Source organism: Rhodococcus sp. MEB032, from assembly GCF_030208925.1.
GTDB classification, from domain to species: Bacteria; Actinomycetota; Actinomycetes; order Mycobacteriales; family Mycobacteriaceae; genus Rhodococcus_F; species Rhodococcus_F qingshengii.
Genome location: NZ_JARVSY010000042.1, coordinates 1 through 13,898 on the forward strand (window position 1 = coordinate 1; position 13,898 = coordinate 13,898).

Here is a 13,898-nt window from a genome sequence, read left to right on the forward strand (position 1 = left end):
GCGGCTTGACTCCTACACCCCGTGAGATGTCTTCCAAAGGTTCCCGGTCTGGAGCCTCGTCGGGTGCAACCGGCGAGGCTCCCTTTGGTTTTGCGTAACAGCGTCACCGAGTTATGAGCGACCACTGTTCGCGTCGGTCCACTGCTCGATCATTTCCTCGACCACGTCGCGCATCTTCTTGCCGCTTCCTGCAACAGCAGCTTTGAAGCGTCGGTGCAGTTCAGCGTCGATCTGGACGGTGAGTTTCGTGCGGTCTGCGTCCGGTTCGACGAAGCTGGACGTCACTGAGGGCGTCGCGATCGGTGGCGCGGACTTGCGGGGCCCGAGCGTCGGTGTCGTCTTTGCCTTGGGGATGCTCATGCTGTCAGCGCCTCTGTGATCTCGTCGACGACGTCGGAATACCCTTCGTCGTGCTTGGGGGTAGTACCGAATGTTGACCGGATGCGCTCGCGCATGGGGATGACGGTGTCGAATCGGGCTGCGTCGTTGCTGTCGAACGCTGCCTTGGCATCTTCAAGCAGGTTCGTTCCGAGACGTGCGGAGGTAATGAGGATTCCGTAGGGAAGGCGGCCCTGCACCGAGGGCAGCGTCTCCCAGACCCTGGCGGTGTCGAGTCCTGTAGCCGCCGTGGGCATTATGACGAAGTTGGACGCCCCGATTGCAGCGTCGATAACTTGCCCGTCACCGGGCGGGGTGTCGATGATTACTACCTGGTCATCGCCATCGGTGGCGTACTTCACCAGCCGTTTCATGTTCACGACATGCACTGGGAACGGGAGTGGATCTCCGGCCTCTGTGGCGCGGTCAGCCCAGTCAGTTGCTGAACCCTGTTTATCCAAGTCGAGGACGACAACCTTCCTCCCCCGATTATGAAACGCGAGTGCAAGGTAGATCGCGCTCGTCGTCTTGGCCGTTCCGCCTTTGGTGTTGACGAGACTGATGATCATCGAGAAGGGCCCTTTCGCTTGTTTACAGTTTGCCGGTTTTACAGTTCCCAGTTTGCCGGTTTTACAGTTCCCGGTTTGCCGGAAAGCTGTAAAAACAGTTACCTGTAAAACAGCTTCCCGGCTTGCCAGTTAGCCGTATACACACTTAGCCAGTTTCCCAGGCATCCGGTTTCCCGTCTATCCGTATAGACAGCATATCGTTTTGCCGGGTAGCCGTCTATACGGTTTTCCAGTTTCCCGGTTTGCCGTAAAACTGTATAGCTGGTTCCGGGGCTCGGAAATCATGCAAAATGCCAGCTCAGAAGGTTCCGTAGAGCAGTGGGGAAGTGAAGATGAGGGGGAACAACGACACGTTCGACTTCCGCTTGTCTGCGCAAGTAGCGCTGGTTTGCATGGTTCTTGGCGCGCTGCTCCATCCTGGATGGCGGCTTTGCGTTCCATCGCCCATTTTGCGTCGAGTCGGCATCTAGTCCGGAACTGATGCAAGACTGTCCACCATGTCTTCCGACAAGTGCCCGTATCCGAGCAGTGAGACACCCACCAGCGAGGTCGCGGTCAAACCAGTCCTTGAGTTCGAGTCGATTCCGTCGCCGTCCTGGCGGCTGCCTGTGTTGGGGGACTTGCTCAGCGTCGACTCGGTGAAGCCTGTCCAGAAGGAAATGGTCATGGCTTCGAGGCTGGGGCCGATCTTCGAGCGCAAGATCATCAATCACCGACTGACCGTGGTCTCCGGGGTGGAGCTGGTCGCCGAGGTCAACAACGAGGCATTGTGGGCGAAATCGGTGGGTCTGCCGATCCGAAAGCTGCGGGCAGTCGCGGAGGACGGCCTTTTCACCGCTTTCAACTCCGAACCCAACTGGCAGAAGGCGCACAACATCCTCAACGCCGGGTTCAGCCAGGCAGCGTTGCGTAAGTACCACCCGTCGATGCTGCGAGCTTTGGACGGACTCACGGCAGCGTGGGATGCGGCGGCGGCCGCCGGCGGAAAAATCGATGCCACCGCTGATGCGAACAAGCTCGCTTTGGACGTGATCGGCCTGGCTGGCTTCGGCTATGACTTCGCGTCGTTCGATGGCGATGAGCACCCGTTCGTCGGTGCGATGTCGAGGGTTCTCGAGCACGTAAACCGCACCTCTAATGACATTCCATTCCTTCGGAAGTTGCGCGGAAACGGCGCTGACCTGCAATACGAGAAGGACATCGCGTTTGTTCGGACGGTCGTCGACGACGTAATCACTGAGCGTCAGGCAAAGCCGGGGGAGCATCAGGACGATCTGCTCGACCTGATGCTCAACAACATCGACGACGAGACGGGCGAGAAGCTGGACCCGGTGAACATTCGGAACCAGGTCCTGACGTTTCTCGTCGCTGGCAACGAGACAACCGCCGGCGCTATCGCCTTCGCGCTGTACTTCTTGTCTCGGCATCCTGAGATCGCTGACGCTGCTCGTGCGGAGGTCGCGGACATCACTGGTGGTGAAACACCGGCCTTTGAAGACGTAGCCCGAATGCGGTACCTACGCCGAGTCGTCGACGAGACGCTGCGCCTGTGGCCGAGCGCTCCGGGATACTTCCGCAAAGTCCGTACCGACACGACCCTGGGTGGTCGCTACGCGATGCCGAAGGGATCATGGGTATTCGTCCTCCTCCCACAGCTGCACCGCGACCCGGTCTGGGGTGAGAATCCGGATTCCTTCGATCCGGACCGCTTCAAGCCGGAGAATGTGAAGAAACGCCCAGCTCACGCCTACCGTCCGTTCGGAACAGGACCAAGGTCCTGCATCGGTCGGCAGTTCGCTTTGCACGAAGCGGTCCTGTCGTTGGCAACCATATTGCAGCGCTACAGCTTTCAATCGGATCCGGAATATAAGTTGGACGTCCGAGAAGCGCTGACGCTCAAGCCAGTCGGGCTCGAGCTCTCCTTGCAACGTCTGTAACGCCGAGTACGCTACTGGCCGGTAGTCTGCCGAGTTGCCGTAATTGTCCGGGTCTTCCCGGGTGGGGCAGCTCCCGCGGGGGCGGGTGGCAGCGGTAAGCGAGGTGTCTGTGAACGAGTGGCATTTGATCGAAACGCTGGGGAAGAGTCCGACCGTCGTCAGCGTCGGTGGCAACGTCAAGAACTGGGCAACTACCAAACGGCTCTCGCCGAGCGCGGACGTGCGAATCGACCCGATCATCGAGCAGGTTCGGAGCAGTGGAACCAAGATCGTCCTGCCGGCCCTCGACAGCGCCCGCGACAAGCGGAGCTACCGCATCGAATGCCTTCCTGTTGTCGGTCCGACAGGCCAGGTTCACGCTGTTCAGCTGTGGATCGGCGATCCCGAAGCCCCACCGACACCGCCGCGAATCGTGTCCGGGTTCTCCTGGCTGCTCGATCGTTTCGTCATCGCGCAAACCCTCGAAGCTGCGCTGATGTCGGGAGTTAAGCCCGAGGATCACGTTCCGGAGCGCACGCCTGCGGAGTATTACGCGAAGGCGATCAAATTCGACGATTCGGAGGCCATGCTCGCGGCCGGCCTCAATCCGGTGGACGATCAGACCTTCGACGCCGATATGAGTGTCCTGCACGCGGACGGCCGCGTGATGCGTTGGCATATGTGGGCGCGGGGGTGTGTGGAGGAAGGCGAGCGCGGGTTGCGGTTGCTCTGGCACGACGTGACCGATACGACGCCGCCGCGCCGGCCGACACTCGCTGAGCTGGGGTTGCAGGAGAGTGTGAAGGATTCGGGCATCTACACGGCCGTGTTCTGCACACAGACCGCTGTGTTGGCGTTGTGGTTGCCTGAACCAGCGCCGTGGGTGAAGTGGCGCGACATTCCTGGCGCGAACCAGGTCATCCACGCTGACGATCGACATCTGTTGTCTTCGGCCCAGGACAAGTTCAATCTAGGTTCGACCGATCCGGTCCACGTCGTGGCCCGTCTTCGGACTGAAAATGATGATTGGCGTCCTTCGACCCTGCGGATCAGCCCGTACCCAGGACCTTTGACCGAGCGTTTGGCGATCGTACAGATTTCTCCGCTCACCGAAAGCTGATCGCGGCTGCTCACTGCGGTCCGAGGTCGCGTAAATGCGTGATCCACACAGGTTGCGCGGCGTTCTCACGAGCTGAGGTATCCACCTTGCGGCAGCGAGCCGTGTCGGCTGCTCGACGAGCAACCAAACGCGCTGCTTGGCGGCCAGGGGAGTCCTCGGGCGCGGCCGATGCGTAGCGTTCTCGCTCCATCTCTAACGCGGCGGACTGGCGTTCACGTTCAGCTTTCTCCTGGTCAGCGGCAATCTGAGCGAGAACATGCGGTGCGAAGGCCAGATCCTGCTGCTTCATGAGCCAACGAATGAATGCGATGGGGTGCTTCGGGGTCGGAACCATGTTCTGGGCGTTCGCCCAGTCGTCGATCGTGTCGTTCAGATCCGCTGCGGTCCAACCGTGCGCGGCTGGTTCGGTCAGTGCCGATGCCCACCCTCGGGGGGTGTGCCGACGCGCCCAGACCGGCGTTCGCGGATTGCTGAGCCACTTGGATGCAAGCAACAGGCCTTTTCGGATGGCTTCAACCTTCTCGACCTCGGCCTTGGATTCCTTGCGCCGCGGAGCGGCTCGTTTATTCACAGATCGTTTTGTATTAATAACCTCTCTACGAGAGGGAAGAGACAAAAGATGACCCCTACGGGGATGGGGTGCCATCTTTATGGATCCGTCCAGGTAGACACGGGTTTTATCCACAGGCTTACGCAGGTGGAGTGCCCAGACTGACGCCCATCCCCGGCCCTTGTCGCCCACCCGGTACGAACCCTGTCGTTCGCCCTTCTTCCTACGAAGCCGTCCACGGAAGACCTCGGTGGCCACTCGAAGCAGTTTCAGGGCCTGACGGGCACGCTGCACGGTTCTCTCACCCTTGCCCGTACGTTCGATGGTCTTATCGAGAGACAAACGTGATTCACGGCCAGTGTCGAACTCAGCGACTGACGCCATGACTGTGGCGACAGCTAGGAGAGTCTTGAGGCTTATTCCGCCGCCTGTCGTCTCAACCAGGGCGGGGCGAATGTTCTTGTATTCGGCCGTATATGCCTCGCGGACAGCGATTTCCACCCAGTGCTGAGCGCCCTGCCAGATGGGGATGCCGTTGTATGCACCGTCGCCGAGGTCGAGCCGCATCTGGCAGTACCGCCGGCACGCTTCTTTCGGCCCGCCAAGTGCCTTGATGAACATCGGCGTGAGCGATTGGCACTGATGCCCGCGGACGTGCCCGCGGACTGTGCGGGGTGCGCGGGCTGTGCCGTACCGGCGACGCGTGGGGCTGCTCCCGCAGTACGGGCGTTGTACGGATGTGGGCGCGTGTTCCATCACCAAGACACGCGAAAAATCAGTTATTGAATCTGCAACAGGGCGCGATGTACCCTGAGACCAGTCCTCCAAGACTGTCCCTTCGGGGAAGCGCAGTACCACCGAGAGCGCGAGTTACCAGCTCAACCTCTCACCCACTTCGAAACCCTCGGCCTGCCCGCCGGGGGATTTTCGATTTCTAGGGGGTTCGTGCTACTGCAAAGCGTGTGAAATTGTCACGTATTCTCCTGCCGGAGAAGGGGTTTCGCTACGCAGTCAGCGGCAGAACCTCCTCACGGTGCAGTTTCTGATCGAGTCCAAGATCGAACAGGATTCCCTGGTCAAGCTCGACCACGAGTTCAGAGTGACCAGTTATCAGTGCCAAGACATCGGCTACGAGTTGGCTCTCCGAACTGACACCCGTCTTAGCCCGAAGCTCTTCGAGCGCCTGGGCCACGTCCACAGGAAGGCGTGTCGACACGCGAGTGCGATTGCCTTTACTTGGGTTAGGCATATGCCTCTCCTTTCGATCCTGCGCCTGAACGTGCGCCAGGTTCACCGCCATCTTGCGCCAAGTTGGCGGTTTCCTTCGCGTGACACGCCGCACTGAATGTTAGATCACCGAATTAATGCTGCGGGCACGTGATTTTGTTGCGTGATTTATTACTTGGATCTTGCGCGTGTCTCGCGTGTCTCACGGCCACGTTCCCAAACTTCGACAACCTGCGCCGTCTCGACGTTGTAAAGCTCCGCAATCGCGGAGACACGCTGGTCATTCACCGGTTTCATGCCCTTTTCGATCTCGGCAAGGGAGGTGGGCGAGATTCCGAGACGTTCGGCAGCTTGGATTTGAGTTAGGCCGGCACGCACCCGAAGGTCGCCCATACGCAATCTGTTGTCCGGAATCGGGACCAACACACTGATCGACACGTCAAGTTCCTGTGCAATCTGCTTGAGCACCGGGGGAGCTGGCGTGGAACGCCCCGTCTCCCAATGGGAAACGGATTGACGGCTGGACCCTAGTCGTACAGACAAATCGTCTGGCGTCAGCCCCGCTTTGACACGCAACTCACGGAGCCTGTCGGCCCGAAAGCCGCGCACTCCACTCCGTGGCACTTCATCAACTCCTGGGGTCAGATCGCCTGCTTGCCTGCTCATTCTTGCGCCTCCCTGGAGTGGTACCCGCCACTAGCACGCGTCATAGTTGCGTGTTATTGTTGACAACAATGCTAGCCCGGAACGTCGGTGAGCGTAGTGAGGATCGAGGTGAAGGCGCGTGTATAAGTTGCACAAACCAGCCGGTTTGCAATACGCTTCGAGAGCGCTCCCACCCGGGGGTTTCCTGGATCTTGTCGAGGTCGGTTCCAGATGCAGCACCACGCAAGTGGCGCAGCCCTATTCAGGGGTGCCCACTTTCTCCCGGGCAGGGGCAGGGATCGTGACTATTTTTCATGCACAGAGCGGCATTCGGCCAGCTCGTGACATTCGACTCGACGACAAATACCGGCCAGGTGCGAATCGGGCCGGTCCTTGTCGTGCAGAAAACCCCAGAAGCGGACTTGTGATTGGCGTCGCGTTCCGGTCCTGGGGTTCTTTCCAGCCTGCAGTGCAAGAGGCACTAAGGCACCCAGACCGCAGGCTTCCGAGCATAAGCGATCTGGTTGAAATCGCAACAAGCCGGAGGCAGTCATGGGGAACAGCTCTGCTCAAAACACCCGTTCGACCTGGATAGCCCAGGCGACAGAATTACCCGATTCCATTTACCCGGAGGTCGGGCGGTTCGTCGTACCTGAAAGCCGCTGTGCCACCTTGAACTCGGCCTATCACCCAGCGCTCCCTGCGCGAATTGATGATGCGGCCCGCGAAGCACCCACCTCGCTCTCCCTGCCCGGAGAGCGAGGTGGGTGCCCCACCCCCAAACGATGTATTCCATTGTCCGCCAATGTCATTAACTGTTCACGTCACAAGACCTGACATATCTACGTCAACGTGCCAGTTTCCTGGGTTCTTCCAGCAGCGTGCGGTCGGACACACGCCACTCCTGGTACATCAGGCGCCTTTCAACAAGGGCATTTCCGCCCGTAGCAACTCGACTTCCCGATGCGCTCGCGTCGGGATCGCTGGCCGCGTAGCTCTCAATTTTTGTGCGGCCGTACACATCCACCATTCCGGTTAATTGTTAAACCACAACAAGTTTGAAAGGGCACTCATGAAGCATTTCCAGAAGCCACGTTCGGGCGGTCGTCATCGCGCCCCGTCTACGACTGCGGTCGCTACGGTTTCGTTTGCCGCTGTGGTGGTGGCAACGTTCGGAGGGGCTGGTTTTGCTGTGGCTGCTCCGGGCGATCAGCCGGGCGTCACCAGTGAGGTTCCGGTGCCGAGCCAGCCGGGAGTGACCACACCTGCTCCTTCGGCGCCCGAACCCGCTCCTGTGCAGACGTGGGTTCCGGCTCCCGTCGAGTACCAGAAGCCTGCGCAGCCGCTCCCGAACTGGGACTACGACACCAACCAGTACACCCCGCCGACCAACAGCAACGACAACTATGTCGCTCCTGTCGACTACACGTCGATTCACCTCCCGACGCAGCTCGAGACCTTCACGGCACCGATTCAGGCTCCGGAAGACAAGATCCGTTTCGGCCGCTACCTCGCTGATCGCCCGAATTGGATCGCCAAGGACACCGCGGACAAGACCAACGGTCAGACCGCTGTCATCGAAGCTCAGGTGACGGACTTCTGGCGCTCGACCGGCCTCGAGGCCGATGAGGCGGAACGTCTCGCAGCAGCTCAGGTCGGCGGCGCTGCCGCTGGTGCGTTCGCTGGCGCTACGGCGGCGGCTGTTCCGGCTGCAACCGCTGGCGCGTTGATCGGGGGAACCATCGGCGGGACTAGCGCCTTGACGTTGTTCGCTCCGATCGTGACTCCCATCGGTGCGGTTCCGGCTGGGGTTGTGGGAACGGCGACGGGTGCGGGCATCGGTGCAGCTGTGCTCGGCGTACCTGCCGCTATCGGTGGCGCGGTCGTCGGCGGCGCAGGTGGCGCTCTTGCCGCATCTGCTTATGGTGCAGGCGATTTGGGGCAGCCGATCGATTTCGAGATCCCGGACATTGATCAGCCCGCCATCACTGAGCAGACCGAAACCACGCTCGATCAGTGGTCCGCTAGCCCGCCGGTTGGTACTGCGGCCTCTGACGCGGTCCGCAACACCGCTGCTGCTGCACCAGTTGTCGATCAGCAGATCCGCGATGCTGTGACCTCGCTGCCCGGCGGTGAGGGTGCTGTCGCGGCATTCGACCAGGCTGTGACGGATTTTCAGGCCAACACCGCTGTGCCCGGTCTTCCGCTGGGGATGATCGCCGACGCCATCGGTGCCGGTATCCCGGCGTGAGCCGTCCATCCGGGGTGGGCGCGTTGTCTGCTCTGAACTTCGATCAAGGGATCTGATGTGATGTTCACTCGTTCTCGTTCTCGTTCGACGGGCACCGGGATCAGCTCTACTGCTGGTCTCGGTGCCAGGTCGGCGGTAGTGGGCCTGTCGCTGGTCAGTGCTACCGCCGTGGTCCTTTCGTTTGCTCCGCTTGCGAATGCAGCTCCCGCGTCCGGTACCGATCTGGTGAAGGGGGAGTGCCCCGCGCTGTTCGGCCTTGGAGTGCAGGGGACAGGGCAGTCTGCTCCGGATGCAGCGCCGACGACGGACACCGGCATGTTGTCGCAGGTGTTCATGCCGATGATCGCGAAGGCGGTCGACGGTGACAAGGAATTGGCCGGCCGCGCGTACGTGCCGTACGAGGCCGGGTTCGGCGGCGCTGTTCTCGGCGGCAACGTGCCGTATTCGCAGTCCGTCGAGGGCGGCTTGCAGAATTTGCGGGATATGGCTTCGGAGGTCGCGGCTGCGTGCCCGGACACGAAGTTCACCCTCGCCGGTTACAGCCAAGGCGCACATGTGGTTTCACTGTTCGCCGAAGAGGTCGGCAAGGGCTCGGGCGTGATCGCTGCGGACAAGGTTGTCGGTGTCGCGACGTTCGGTGACCCGACCCGCGCTGCCGGTGCACCGCTGTTTCCGGGCTCGCCCGGTCAGACGTCCCCGAAGCCTGCTCCGGGAACGGACGGCGCGGAAGTGTCCAAGGTTTCCGCTCTCGATCAGGTCCCTCCTGCTGGTGGCGGTATCGGGCCGGTCGCGGACGTGGCGGAGAACTACGGCTCGCTGACTGGGCGGGTGGCGAGCTTCTGCCAGTCCGGTGACCTCGCGTGCGATGCGCCGTCGGATTCTCCGATCCTGCGGGTGGTGACCAACATTGCCGGTCAGTCGGAGCTGTCCTCGGGTGATCCGATTCGGTCGTTGACCTCGGTCGGTGACGCTCTGGCGATGACGTCGATCAAGACTGCGGTGACCGTGGTCAACGAGGACATCTCGGGTACGACGTTGGCGAATCTGTCGATCGCGCCGAAGAAGTCGCTGTCCGAGCGTCTTGCGGTGGCCTCCGATCCTCGGACTCCGTTGCCGTCCACCGATGATGCGATCAAGGCGATCATGAAGGTCGGCACGATCGGGTTCAACGCGGTCAAGACTGTCGCGAAGGAAGTTCTGACCCCGGCGAACATCGTGGAGTTGGCGACGGTCGGGCTGGCCAATCCCGCTGGCGCGGTTGCTCTTCTGGGCACGAAGTTGGTCGGAGCGGCAACGAAGCTGATTCCGCCGGCCACTACGTCTCGGTTGACGACGCAGGCGTTCGCGGCGGTCAAGGACAACGTCAGTGACAACAAGGATCTGCTCAACCTTGCGACGCTGACGAAGTATTCGTCCACGGTGGCCGCCCACGGCGGTTACGGCTCGGTGCCGGCCACGGCGACCGGGACATCGGCGACGGCGTTCGTCACCGATTGGTTCGTCGCGTTGGCGAAGGACCTGGCAGATCGTGCAGGTGGATCGCCTTCTTCCACTACGAAGGCCACGTCCACGGCGGTCGCGACTCGCCCGTCCTCGTCTTCTTCGGCGACAACGACGACGAGTCCCCGTCCGAACAGCACCTCCACCTCGATCACCTCGACCACGGCGGTCGCTACACCGACTGCTGCGGCGAACTGATCGGGCGTTCTGGTGCGGGGTGTTCGTGCCCCGCACCAGGACCTCCGGAGAAAGGACTCGATGGTGACAAATAACAACAATGACGATCCCAAGTCTTCCAATCCCGTTCTCGACCAGTGGTTCCCACCGTTCACGCCTGCGGCGGACGGGAGAGCGCAGACCTCTGCGCCGGTAGAGCCGCTTCCGGTCGTGGACCTCGCGTCCGACGACGACACCTCTCCGGCCGCTCCGAAACCCGATTCCGTTCCCGCGCCGTCTGTTGCTGCTGCTGCTGACTCCAACGACGTCTCTGTCGACGACAGCGGCGCGGCGTGGCTGCGGGAAGCGATGCAGTACACGCAGGACCAGGCAGCGGCCGATCCGCTACCCCTGGCTGCTACTTCGGCTTCACCGTCGCAGCGCCTGCGTGGCCGCGCTGCGGTCATCGGCGCGCTCGCAGCGGTCGCGGTCCTCGTGATCGGCGGGGGTGCGATCGCCGCTTCTGCGCTCGGCGGCGGTGACGACGACGCACCGATGAACGTCGCGGAGATCGCTCCCGCAACAACCAGCACGGCAACCACCTCGCAGACTCCGACCTCGGTGGCTCAGCAGTCGTGGTGCTCGCCGTCGACGGAGGCCGGAGTCGTTCGCGGGTCCGGCCCCGGCGGAACCGGGTCGGGTCCCGATGCCATTCTCGCGTTCGATCACGCCTACTACGTCGAACGCAACGGGGCCAAGGCCCGCGCACTGCTTGTCTCCGATGCGCAGGTGAAGTCGGCAACCGCCGAAGAACTGCAAGCCGGTATCGACACGGTTCCCGCTGGTACCGAGCACTGCGTCGAGATCCGCGCAACCGAACCGAACACCTTCGCCGTCACCCTCGAGCAGCGCTATCTGGACGGCTCCCGCGTCAGTGGCCGTCAGATCGTCAAGGTCACCGATGTCGGTGGCCGCACGCTCATCACCTCGATTGGAAAAGCATCGTGACCGACAACGACAACTCTCAGGATTGGCTCGGCTGGCTCGGTGAGGAACCGGAGGTCGTGGAAGCGCCGGTAGCTCAGGTGTTTCCGCTCGTCGCTCCCGAACCGAAGAGTTCTGCGGCCAAAACATCCACGGCCGCTGCCCAGGTTCTCGATCCCGTCCCGCCGATGACGTTGGTCGTCGGTGCGTGCGGGGGAGCGGGGAGCACCACCACGGCGATCGGTCTCGCGAACGCGTGGTCGACGATCGGTGCGACGAGTGCCGTCGTAGATGCCACGGTCGGCGGCGGCGACCTGGTCGAGCGCGGAGCGGATTCGACCGTCTCGGAAACCTCGATCGAGACGATGTTCGGGTCCTCGGAGACGCTGCACGCTGACGAGTCGTTCAGCGCGTCCACCTCGGCAACCTCGGCCGGCGCCCACGTCCTCGGCCGCCACTGGCTCGAAACCATCGAACCCGACTTCCGTCAGGTCGATCGGTACGTCCGCGCTCAGGTCGACACCACGGTCTACGACCTGGGACACCGCGCGTTCGGCCGCGAGAGTGCGCAGTCGCTCCGGGGAGAACCGTGGTCGACGATCGTTGTCGCGGTACCGTGCCGCGCCGATGCATTCAACCGGATGCGGGCCGTCCTCGAGACGATCCGGCTCACCGCCGGAGAGAAGGCGCTCGATCGCACGATCGTGGTCATCTCGCACCAGACCGCAGGCCCTTCTGCTGCCGATGTCTCGCAGCTCCGCGACCATCTGACCGGCAAGGTCTTCGCGGTCGAGGAGATCCCGTACGACCAGCACCTTGCGTCGGGGTTGACGATCTCGGCGACCGACCTCGCACCCGACACCGCTGCCGCGTACGAGCAGATCCGCAGTGTGAGTGTGCGCGCGGCGGACAGCCGGAGTGATCGCTGATGGGTGCACAACGCTTGTCCGCCGAACCGGGACACCGGGTCGACCTCACAGATGCGTCGGTTCGTCTTCCTGATGCGGTGGCGCCGATCTGGGATGAACCGATCCCGCTGCCGCCTGGTGCTCCGAAGCCGATGGTGTGGCTGCTCGGCGCTCACGGCGGGGCCGGAACGTCGACTCTGGCGCAGGTTCTCGCGCCCGCTGCTGAATGTGGTCGCCGGTGGCCCGGCGGTCACGGCGGGCAGAGTCCGTTCGTTGCCGTCGTCGCCCGCGAGACGGTGTCCGGTCTCGTGCGCGCTCACGAGCTGCTGCGTCAGCACGCGGCGGGCAAGGGCGGACCCAGCCAGGTCGTCGGTTTGATCACCGTCGCCGATCGGCCAGGGCGCAAGGTGCCCAAGCCGATTCAACAGACTCTCGACCTCGTCACCTCGCTCACGGCAGCGCAGTGGCGGGTCGGGTGGATCGAACAGTATCCGCTGGTACGTGATCCGACCTCGTTGCAGGTGTGGTCACCGTTCGATCCGGAACCGGAACGCAAACGCGGCCCCGACGACGTTCCGGCGGACATCGCCGAACTCGGCAAGGCCTTACGCGAATCCATCATCGCCCGCATCAAAACCCAACAAAAGTGAAAGGTCGCCCACCACATGGTTATTCACACGCTCCAGACCGGCATCGACATTCTCGCTCAGATCGACCTCACACCCGAAGCGCCTCCGAAGTCCGAAGGATTCCTCCGACTCGGTCGGTGGCTGCTGTGGGGCGTCGTCCTCGCCGGGGTGTGCGCACTCGTCTACGCCGGCGGAAAGTTCGGCTGGGAAAAGTACTCCGGCGGCCAGCTCGAATCCCCGAAGATCGTCGTCGGCGCACTCATCGGCGGTGTGATCGCCACCAGCGCAGGAACGATCATGAACACGGTCGTGTTGTCGTGATTGCCCGCGTGATCATGCTCCTGGTCGGACTCGGAGGCGGCACGCTCGCCTTGTACGGCAATCGTCTCTGCACCCAGGGCCATGCGAAGGCGGCCGACGACTACGCGAACGGTCGGCCGACGGCCACGGGTATGCGCGTGCTGGACAGGGGCTTTCTGCTGGCAGTCGCCGGGATCGTCGTTGTCGTGATCGCGCTGCTCACGTTCCTGTTCGTGGGTCCGATCCAGTGAGCGCGGCGCAGTGGGCATTGTGGTCGGTGACCGTCATCGCGGTTGTCGCGACGGTCGGCGGGGCTGCGGTCACGGGATGGGAGAGGTTTCGGGGGTACACCCCGTGCTCTATGTCGGATCGGGCGCAGTGGTCTGCCCTGCTCGGCGCTGGTGTCCTGAGCGTCACCGCGGGAGTCTCCGCAGCTAACGGGGTTTCCCCATGGTGAACCTCACGCTGGCGGCCGCACAGACAGCTCTGGCATTCAAAACGCCCCCGCCGGAAGTCACCGACCCGATCATGACCCTGCTGCGCTACCTGCTGTGGTTCGCGTTCGCGATCTTCACCATCTCGATGATCTGGGCGGCAGGACGGCTGGCATACACCCGCTCACAGTCACCACACGAAACAGATTCCGCCCAAACGATTGTCGTGATCCTGATCGTTTCGGTCATGGCATCCGGTGCGTCCGGTATCGCTGCCGCCCTGTTGTCGTTCTGACCCTCATCTGACGAAAGGCATTTCCTTCCAATGAAA

17 protein-coding genes are annotated in these 13,898 nt (G+C 62.4%); 11 read left to right on the top strand and 6 right to left on the bottom strand.

The window, feature by feature from the left end; translation table 11 throughout:
* Positions 1-111: 111 nt before the first annotated feature.
* From QRN54_RS29615 to QRN54_RS29625, 3 genes are all read right to left on the bottom strand, one after another.
* Positions 112-360 (bottom strand): plasmid partition protein ParG, encoded by a 249-nt coding sequence (locus QRN54_RS29615; RefSeq protein WP_019749798.1) that lies wholly within the window; start codon positions 358-360, stop codon positions 112-114.
* A complete protein-coding gene (locus tag QRN54_RS29620; RefSeq protein ID WP_003941234.1) occupies positions 357-947 on the bottom strand; it encodes an AAA family ATPase in 591 nt (196 codons plus the stop codon). Before QRN54_RS29620 ends, QRN54_RS29615 begins: the two co-directional genes overlap by 4 nt.
* Positions 948-1,413: 466 nt before the next feature.
* Positions 1,414-1,614, bottom strand: a complete 201-nt coding sequence (locus QRN54_RS29625) for a hypothetical protein (protein ID WP_234552575.1) — start codon at positions 1,612-1,614, stop codon at positions 1,414-1,416.
* Between QRN54_RS29625 and QRN54_RS29630 the strand changes: the two genes are divergently transcribed.
* Entirely contained in the window at positions 1,559-2,884 is a 1,326-nt protein-coding gene (locus QRN54_RS29630; protein ID WP_234552574.1) for a cytochrome P450, read from the top strand. The two genes, QRN54_RS29625 and QRN54_RS29630, sit on opposite strands and share 56 nt — an antisense overlap.
* Before the next feature lie 109 nt (positions 2,885-2,993).
* Positions 2,994-3,983: a GAF domain-containing protein gene (locus QRN54_RS29635; protein ID WP_032489356.1), complete on the top strand. Its 990-nt coding sequence runs from the start codon at positions 2,994-2,996 to the stop codon at positions 3,981-3,983.
* Positions 3,984-3,993: 10 nt separating this feature from the next.
* Here the strand turns inward: QRN54_RS29635 and QRN54_RS29640 are convergent, their stop codons facing one another.
* The 3 genes from QRN54_RS29640 to QRN54_RS29650 all read right to left on the bottom strand — a co-directional run bounded on the left by QRN54_RS29640 (position 3,994) and on the right by QRN54_RS29650 (position 6,426).
* Positions 3,994-5,289: a hypothetical protein gene (locus tag QRN54_RS29640; RefSeq protein ID WP_019749795.1), complete on the bottom strand. Its 1,296-nt coding sequence runs from the start codon at positions 5,287-5,289 to the stop codon at positions 3,994-3,996.
* A gap of 247 nt (positions 5,290-5,536) precedes the next feature.
* Positions 5,537-5,782 carry a hypothetical protein gene (locus QRN54_RS29645; RefSeq protein ID WP_032489354.1) on the bottom strand — a complete coding sequence of 82 codons (246 nt, stop codon included), beginning with the start codon at positions 5,780-5,782 and terminating at the stop codon, positions 5,537-5,539.
* A 149-nt stretch (positions 5,783-5,931) separates the two neighbouring features.
* On the bottom strand, positions 5,932-6,426 hold the full coding sequence (locus tag QRN54_RS29650) for a helix-turn-helix domain-containing protein (RefSeq protein WP_029538791.1): 495 nt from the start codon (positions 6,424-6,426) through the stop codon (positions 5,932-5,934).
* A 1,051-nt stretch (positions 6,427-7,477) separates the two neighbouring features.
* Between QRN54_RS29650 and QRN54_RS29655 the strand changes: the two genes are divergently transcribed.
* Genes QRN54_RS29655 through QRN54_RS29695 form a run of 9 tightly spaced genes read left to right on the top strand, consistent with a single transcriptional unit; the run spans position 7,478 to position 13,862 of the window.
* Complete coding sequence (locus QRN54_RS29655; RefSeq protein WP_019749792.1) at positions 7,478-8,656, top strand: hypothetical protein; 1,179 nt, start codon at positions 7,478-7,480, stop codon at positions 8,654-8,656.
* A gap of 60 nt (positions 8,657-8,716) precedes the next feature.
* Positions 8,717-10,354: a cutinase family protein gene (locus QRN54_RS29660; RefSeq protein ID WP_019749791.1), complete on the top strand. Its 1,638-nt coding sequence runs from the start codon at positions 8,717-8,719 to the stop codon at positions 10,352-10,354.
* A 60-nt stretch (positions 10,355-10,414) separates the two neighbouring features.
* Positions 10,415-11,320 carry a DUF8176 domain-containing protein gene (locus QRN54_RS29665; RefSeq protein ID WP_019749790.1) on the top strand — a complete coding sequence of 302 codons (906 nt, stop codon included), beginning with the start codon at positions 10,415-10,417 and terminating at the stop codon, positions 11,318-11,320.
* Entirely contained in the window at positions 11,317-12,225 is a 909-nt protein-coding gene (locus tag QRN54_RS29670; protein ID WP_019749789.1) for a hypothetical protein, read from the top strand. Before QRN54_RS29665 ends, QRN54_RS29670 begins: the two co-directional genes overlap by 4 nt.
* Entirely contained in the window at positions 12,225-12,854 is a 630-nt protein-coding gene (locus QRN54_RS29675; RefSeq protein ID WP_019749788.1) for a DUF6668 family protein, read from the top strand. Before QRN54_RS29670 ends, QRN54_RS29675 begins: the two co-directional genes overlap by 1 nt.
* Positions 12,855-12,869: 15 nt before the next feature.
* Positions 12,870-13,154: a hypothetical protein gene (locus QRN54_RS29680; protein ID WP_019749787.1), complete on the top strand. Its 285-nt coding sequence runs from the start codon at positions 12,870-12,872 to the stop codon at positions 13,152-13,154.
* Positions 13,151-13,384 carry a hypothetical protein gene (locus QRN54_RS29685; RefSeq protein ID WP_019749786.1) on the top strand — a complete coding sequence of 78 codons (234 nt, stop codon included), beginning with the start codon at positions 13,151-13,153 and terminating at the stop codon, positions 13,382-13,384. Before QRN54_RS29680 ends, QRN54_RS29685 begins: the two co-directional genes overlap by 4 nt.
* Positions 13,381-13,590 (top strand): hypothetical protein, encoded by a 210-nt coding sequence (locus tag QRN54_RS29690; protein ID WP_019749785.1) that lies wholly within the window; start codon positions 13,381-13,383, stop codon positions 13,588-13,590. The genes QRN54_RS29685 and QRN54_RS29690 overlap by 4 nt, the downstream gene beginning before the upstream one ends.
* Positions 13,584-13,862 carry a hypothetical protein gene (locus QRN54_RS29695; protein ID WP_019749784.1) on the top strand — a complete coding sequence of 93 codons (279 nt, stop codon included), beginning with the start codon at positions 13,584-13,586 and terminating at the stop codon, positions 13,860-13,862. The genes QRN54_RS29690 and QRN54_RS29695 overlap by 7 nt, the downstream gene beginning before the upstream one ends.
* Positions 13,863-13,898 lie beyond the last annotated feature (36 nt).

What these genes read in the sequence shown, in the direction of transcription:
- QRN54_RS29615 (WP_019749798.1), bottom strand. Translation starts at nt 360, where the DNA reads ATGAGCATCCCCAAGGCAAAGACGACACCGACGCTCGGGCCCCGCAAG.
- QRN54_RS29620 (WP_003941234.1), bottom strand. Translation starts at nt 947, where the DNA reads ATGATCATCAGTCTCGTCAACACCAAAGGCGGAACGGCCAAGACGACG.
- QRN54_RS29625 (WP_234552575.1), bottom strand. Translation starts at nt 1,614, where the DNA reads ATGACCATTTCCTTCTGGACAGGCTTCACCGAGTCGACGCTGAGCAAG.
- QRN54_RS29640 (WP_019749795.1), bottom strand. Translation starts at nt 5,289, where the DNA reads ATGGAACACGCGCCCACATCCGTACAACGCCCGTACTGCGGGAGCAGC.
- QRN54_RS29645 (WP_032489354.1), bottom strand. Translation starts at nt 5,782, where the DNA reads ATGCCTAACCCAAGTAAAGGCAATCGCACTCGCGTGTCGACACGCCTT.
- QRN54_RS29650 (WP_029538791.1), bottom strand. Translation starts at nt 6,426, where the DNA reads ATGAGCAGGCAAGCAGGCGATCTGACCCCAGGAGTTGATGAAGTGCCA.
- QRN54_RS29655 (WP_019749792.1), top strand. Translation starts at nt 7,478, where the DNA reads ATGAAGCATTTCCAGAAGCCACGTTCGGGCGGTCGTCATCGCGCCCCG.
- QRN54_RS29660 (WP_019749791.1), top strand. Translation starts at nt 8,717, where the DNA reads ATGTTCACTCGTTCTCGTTCTCGTTCGACGGGCACCGGGATCAGCTCT.
- QRN54_RS29665 (WP_019749790.1), top strand. Translation starts at nt 10,415, where the DNA reads ATGGTGACAAATAACAACAATGACGATCCCAAGTCTTCCAATCCCGTT.
- QRN54_RS29675 (WP_019749788.1), top strand. Translation starts at nt 12,225, where the DNA reads ATGGGTGCACAACGCTTGTCCGCCGAACCGGGACACCGGGTCGACCTC.
- QRN54_RS29680 (WP_019749787.1), top strand. Translation starts at nt 12,870, where the DNA reads ATGGTTATTCACACGCTCCAGACCGGCATCGACATTCTCGCTCAGATC.
- QRN54_RS29695 (WP_019749784.1), top strand. Translation starts at nt 13,584, where the DNA reads ATGGTGAACCTCACGCTGGCGGCCGCACAGACAGCTCTGGCATTCAAA.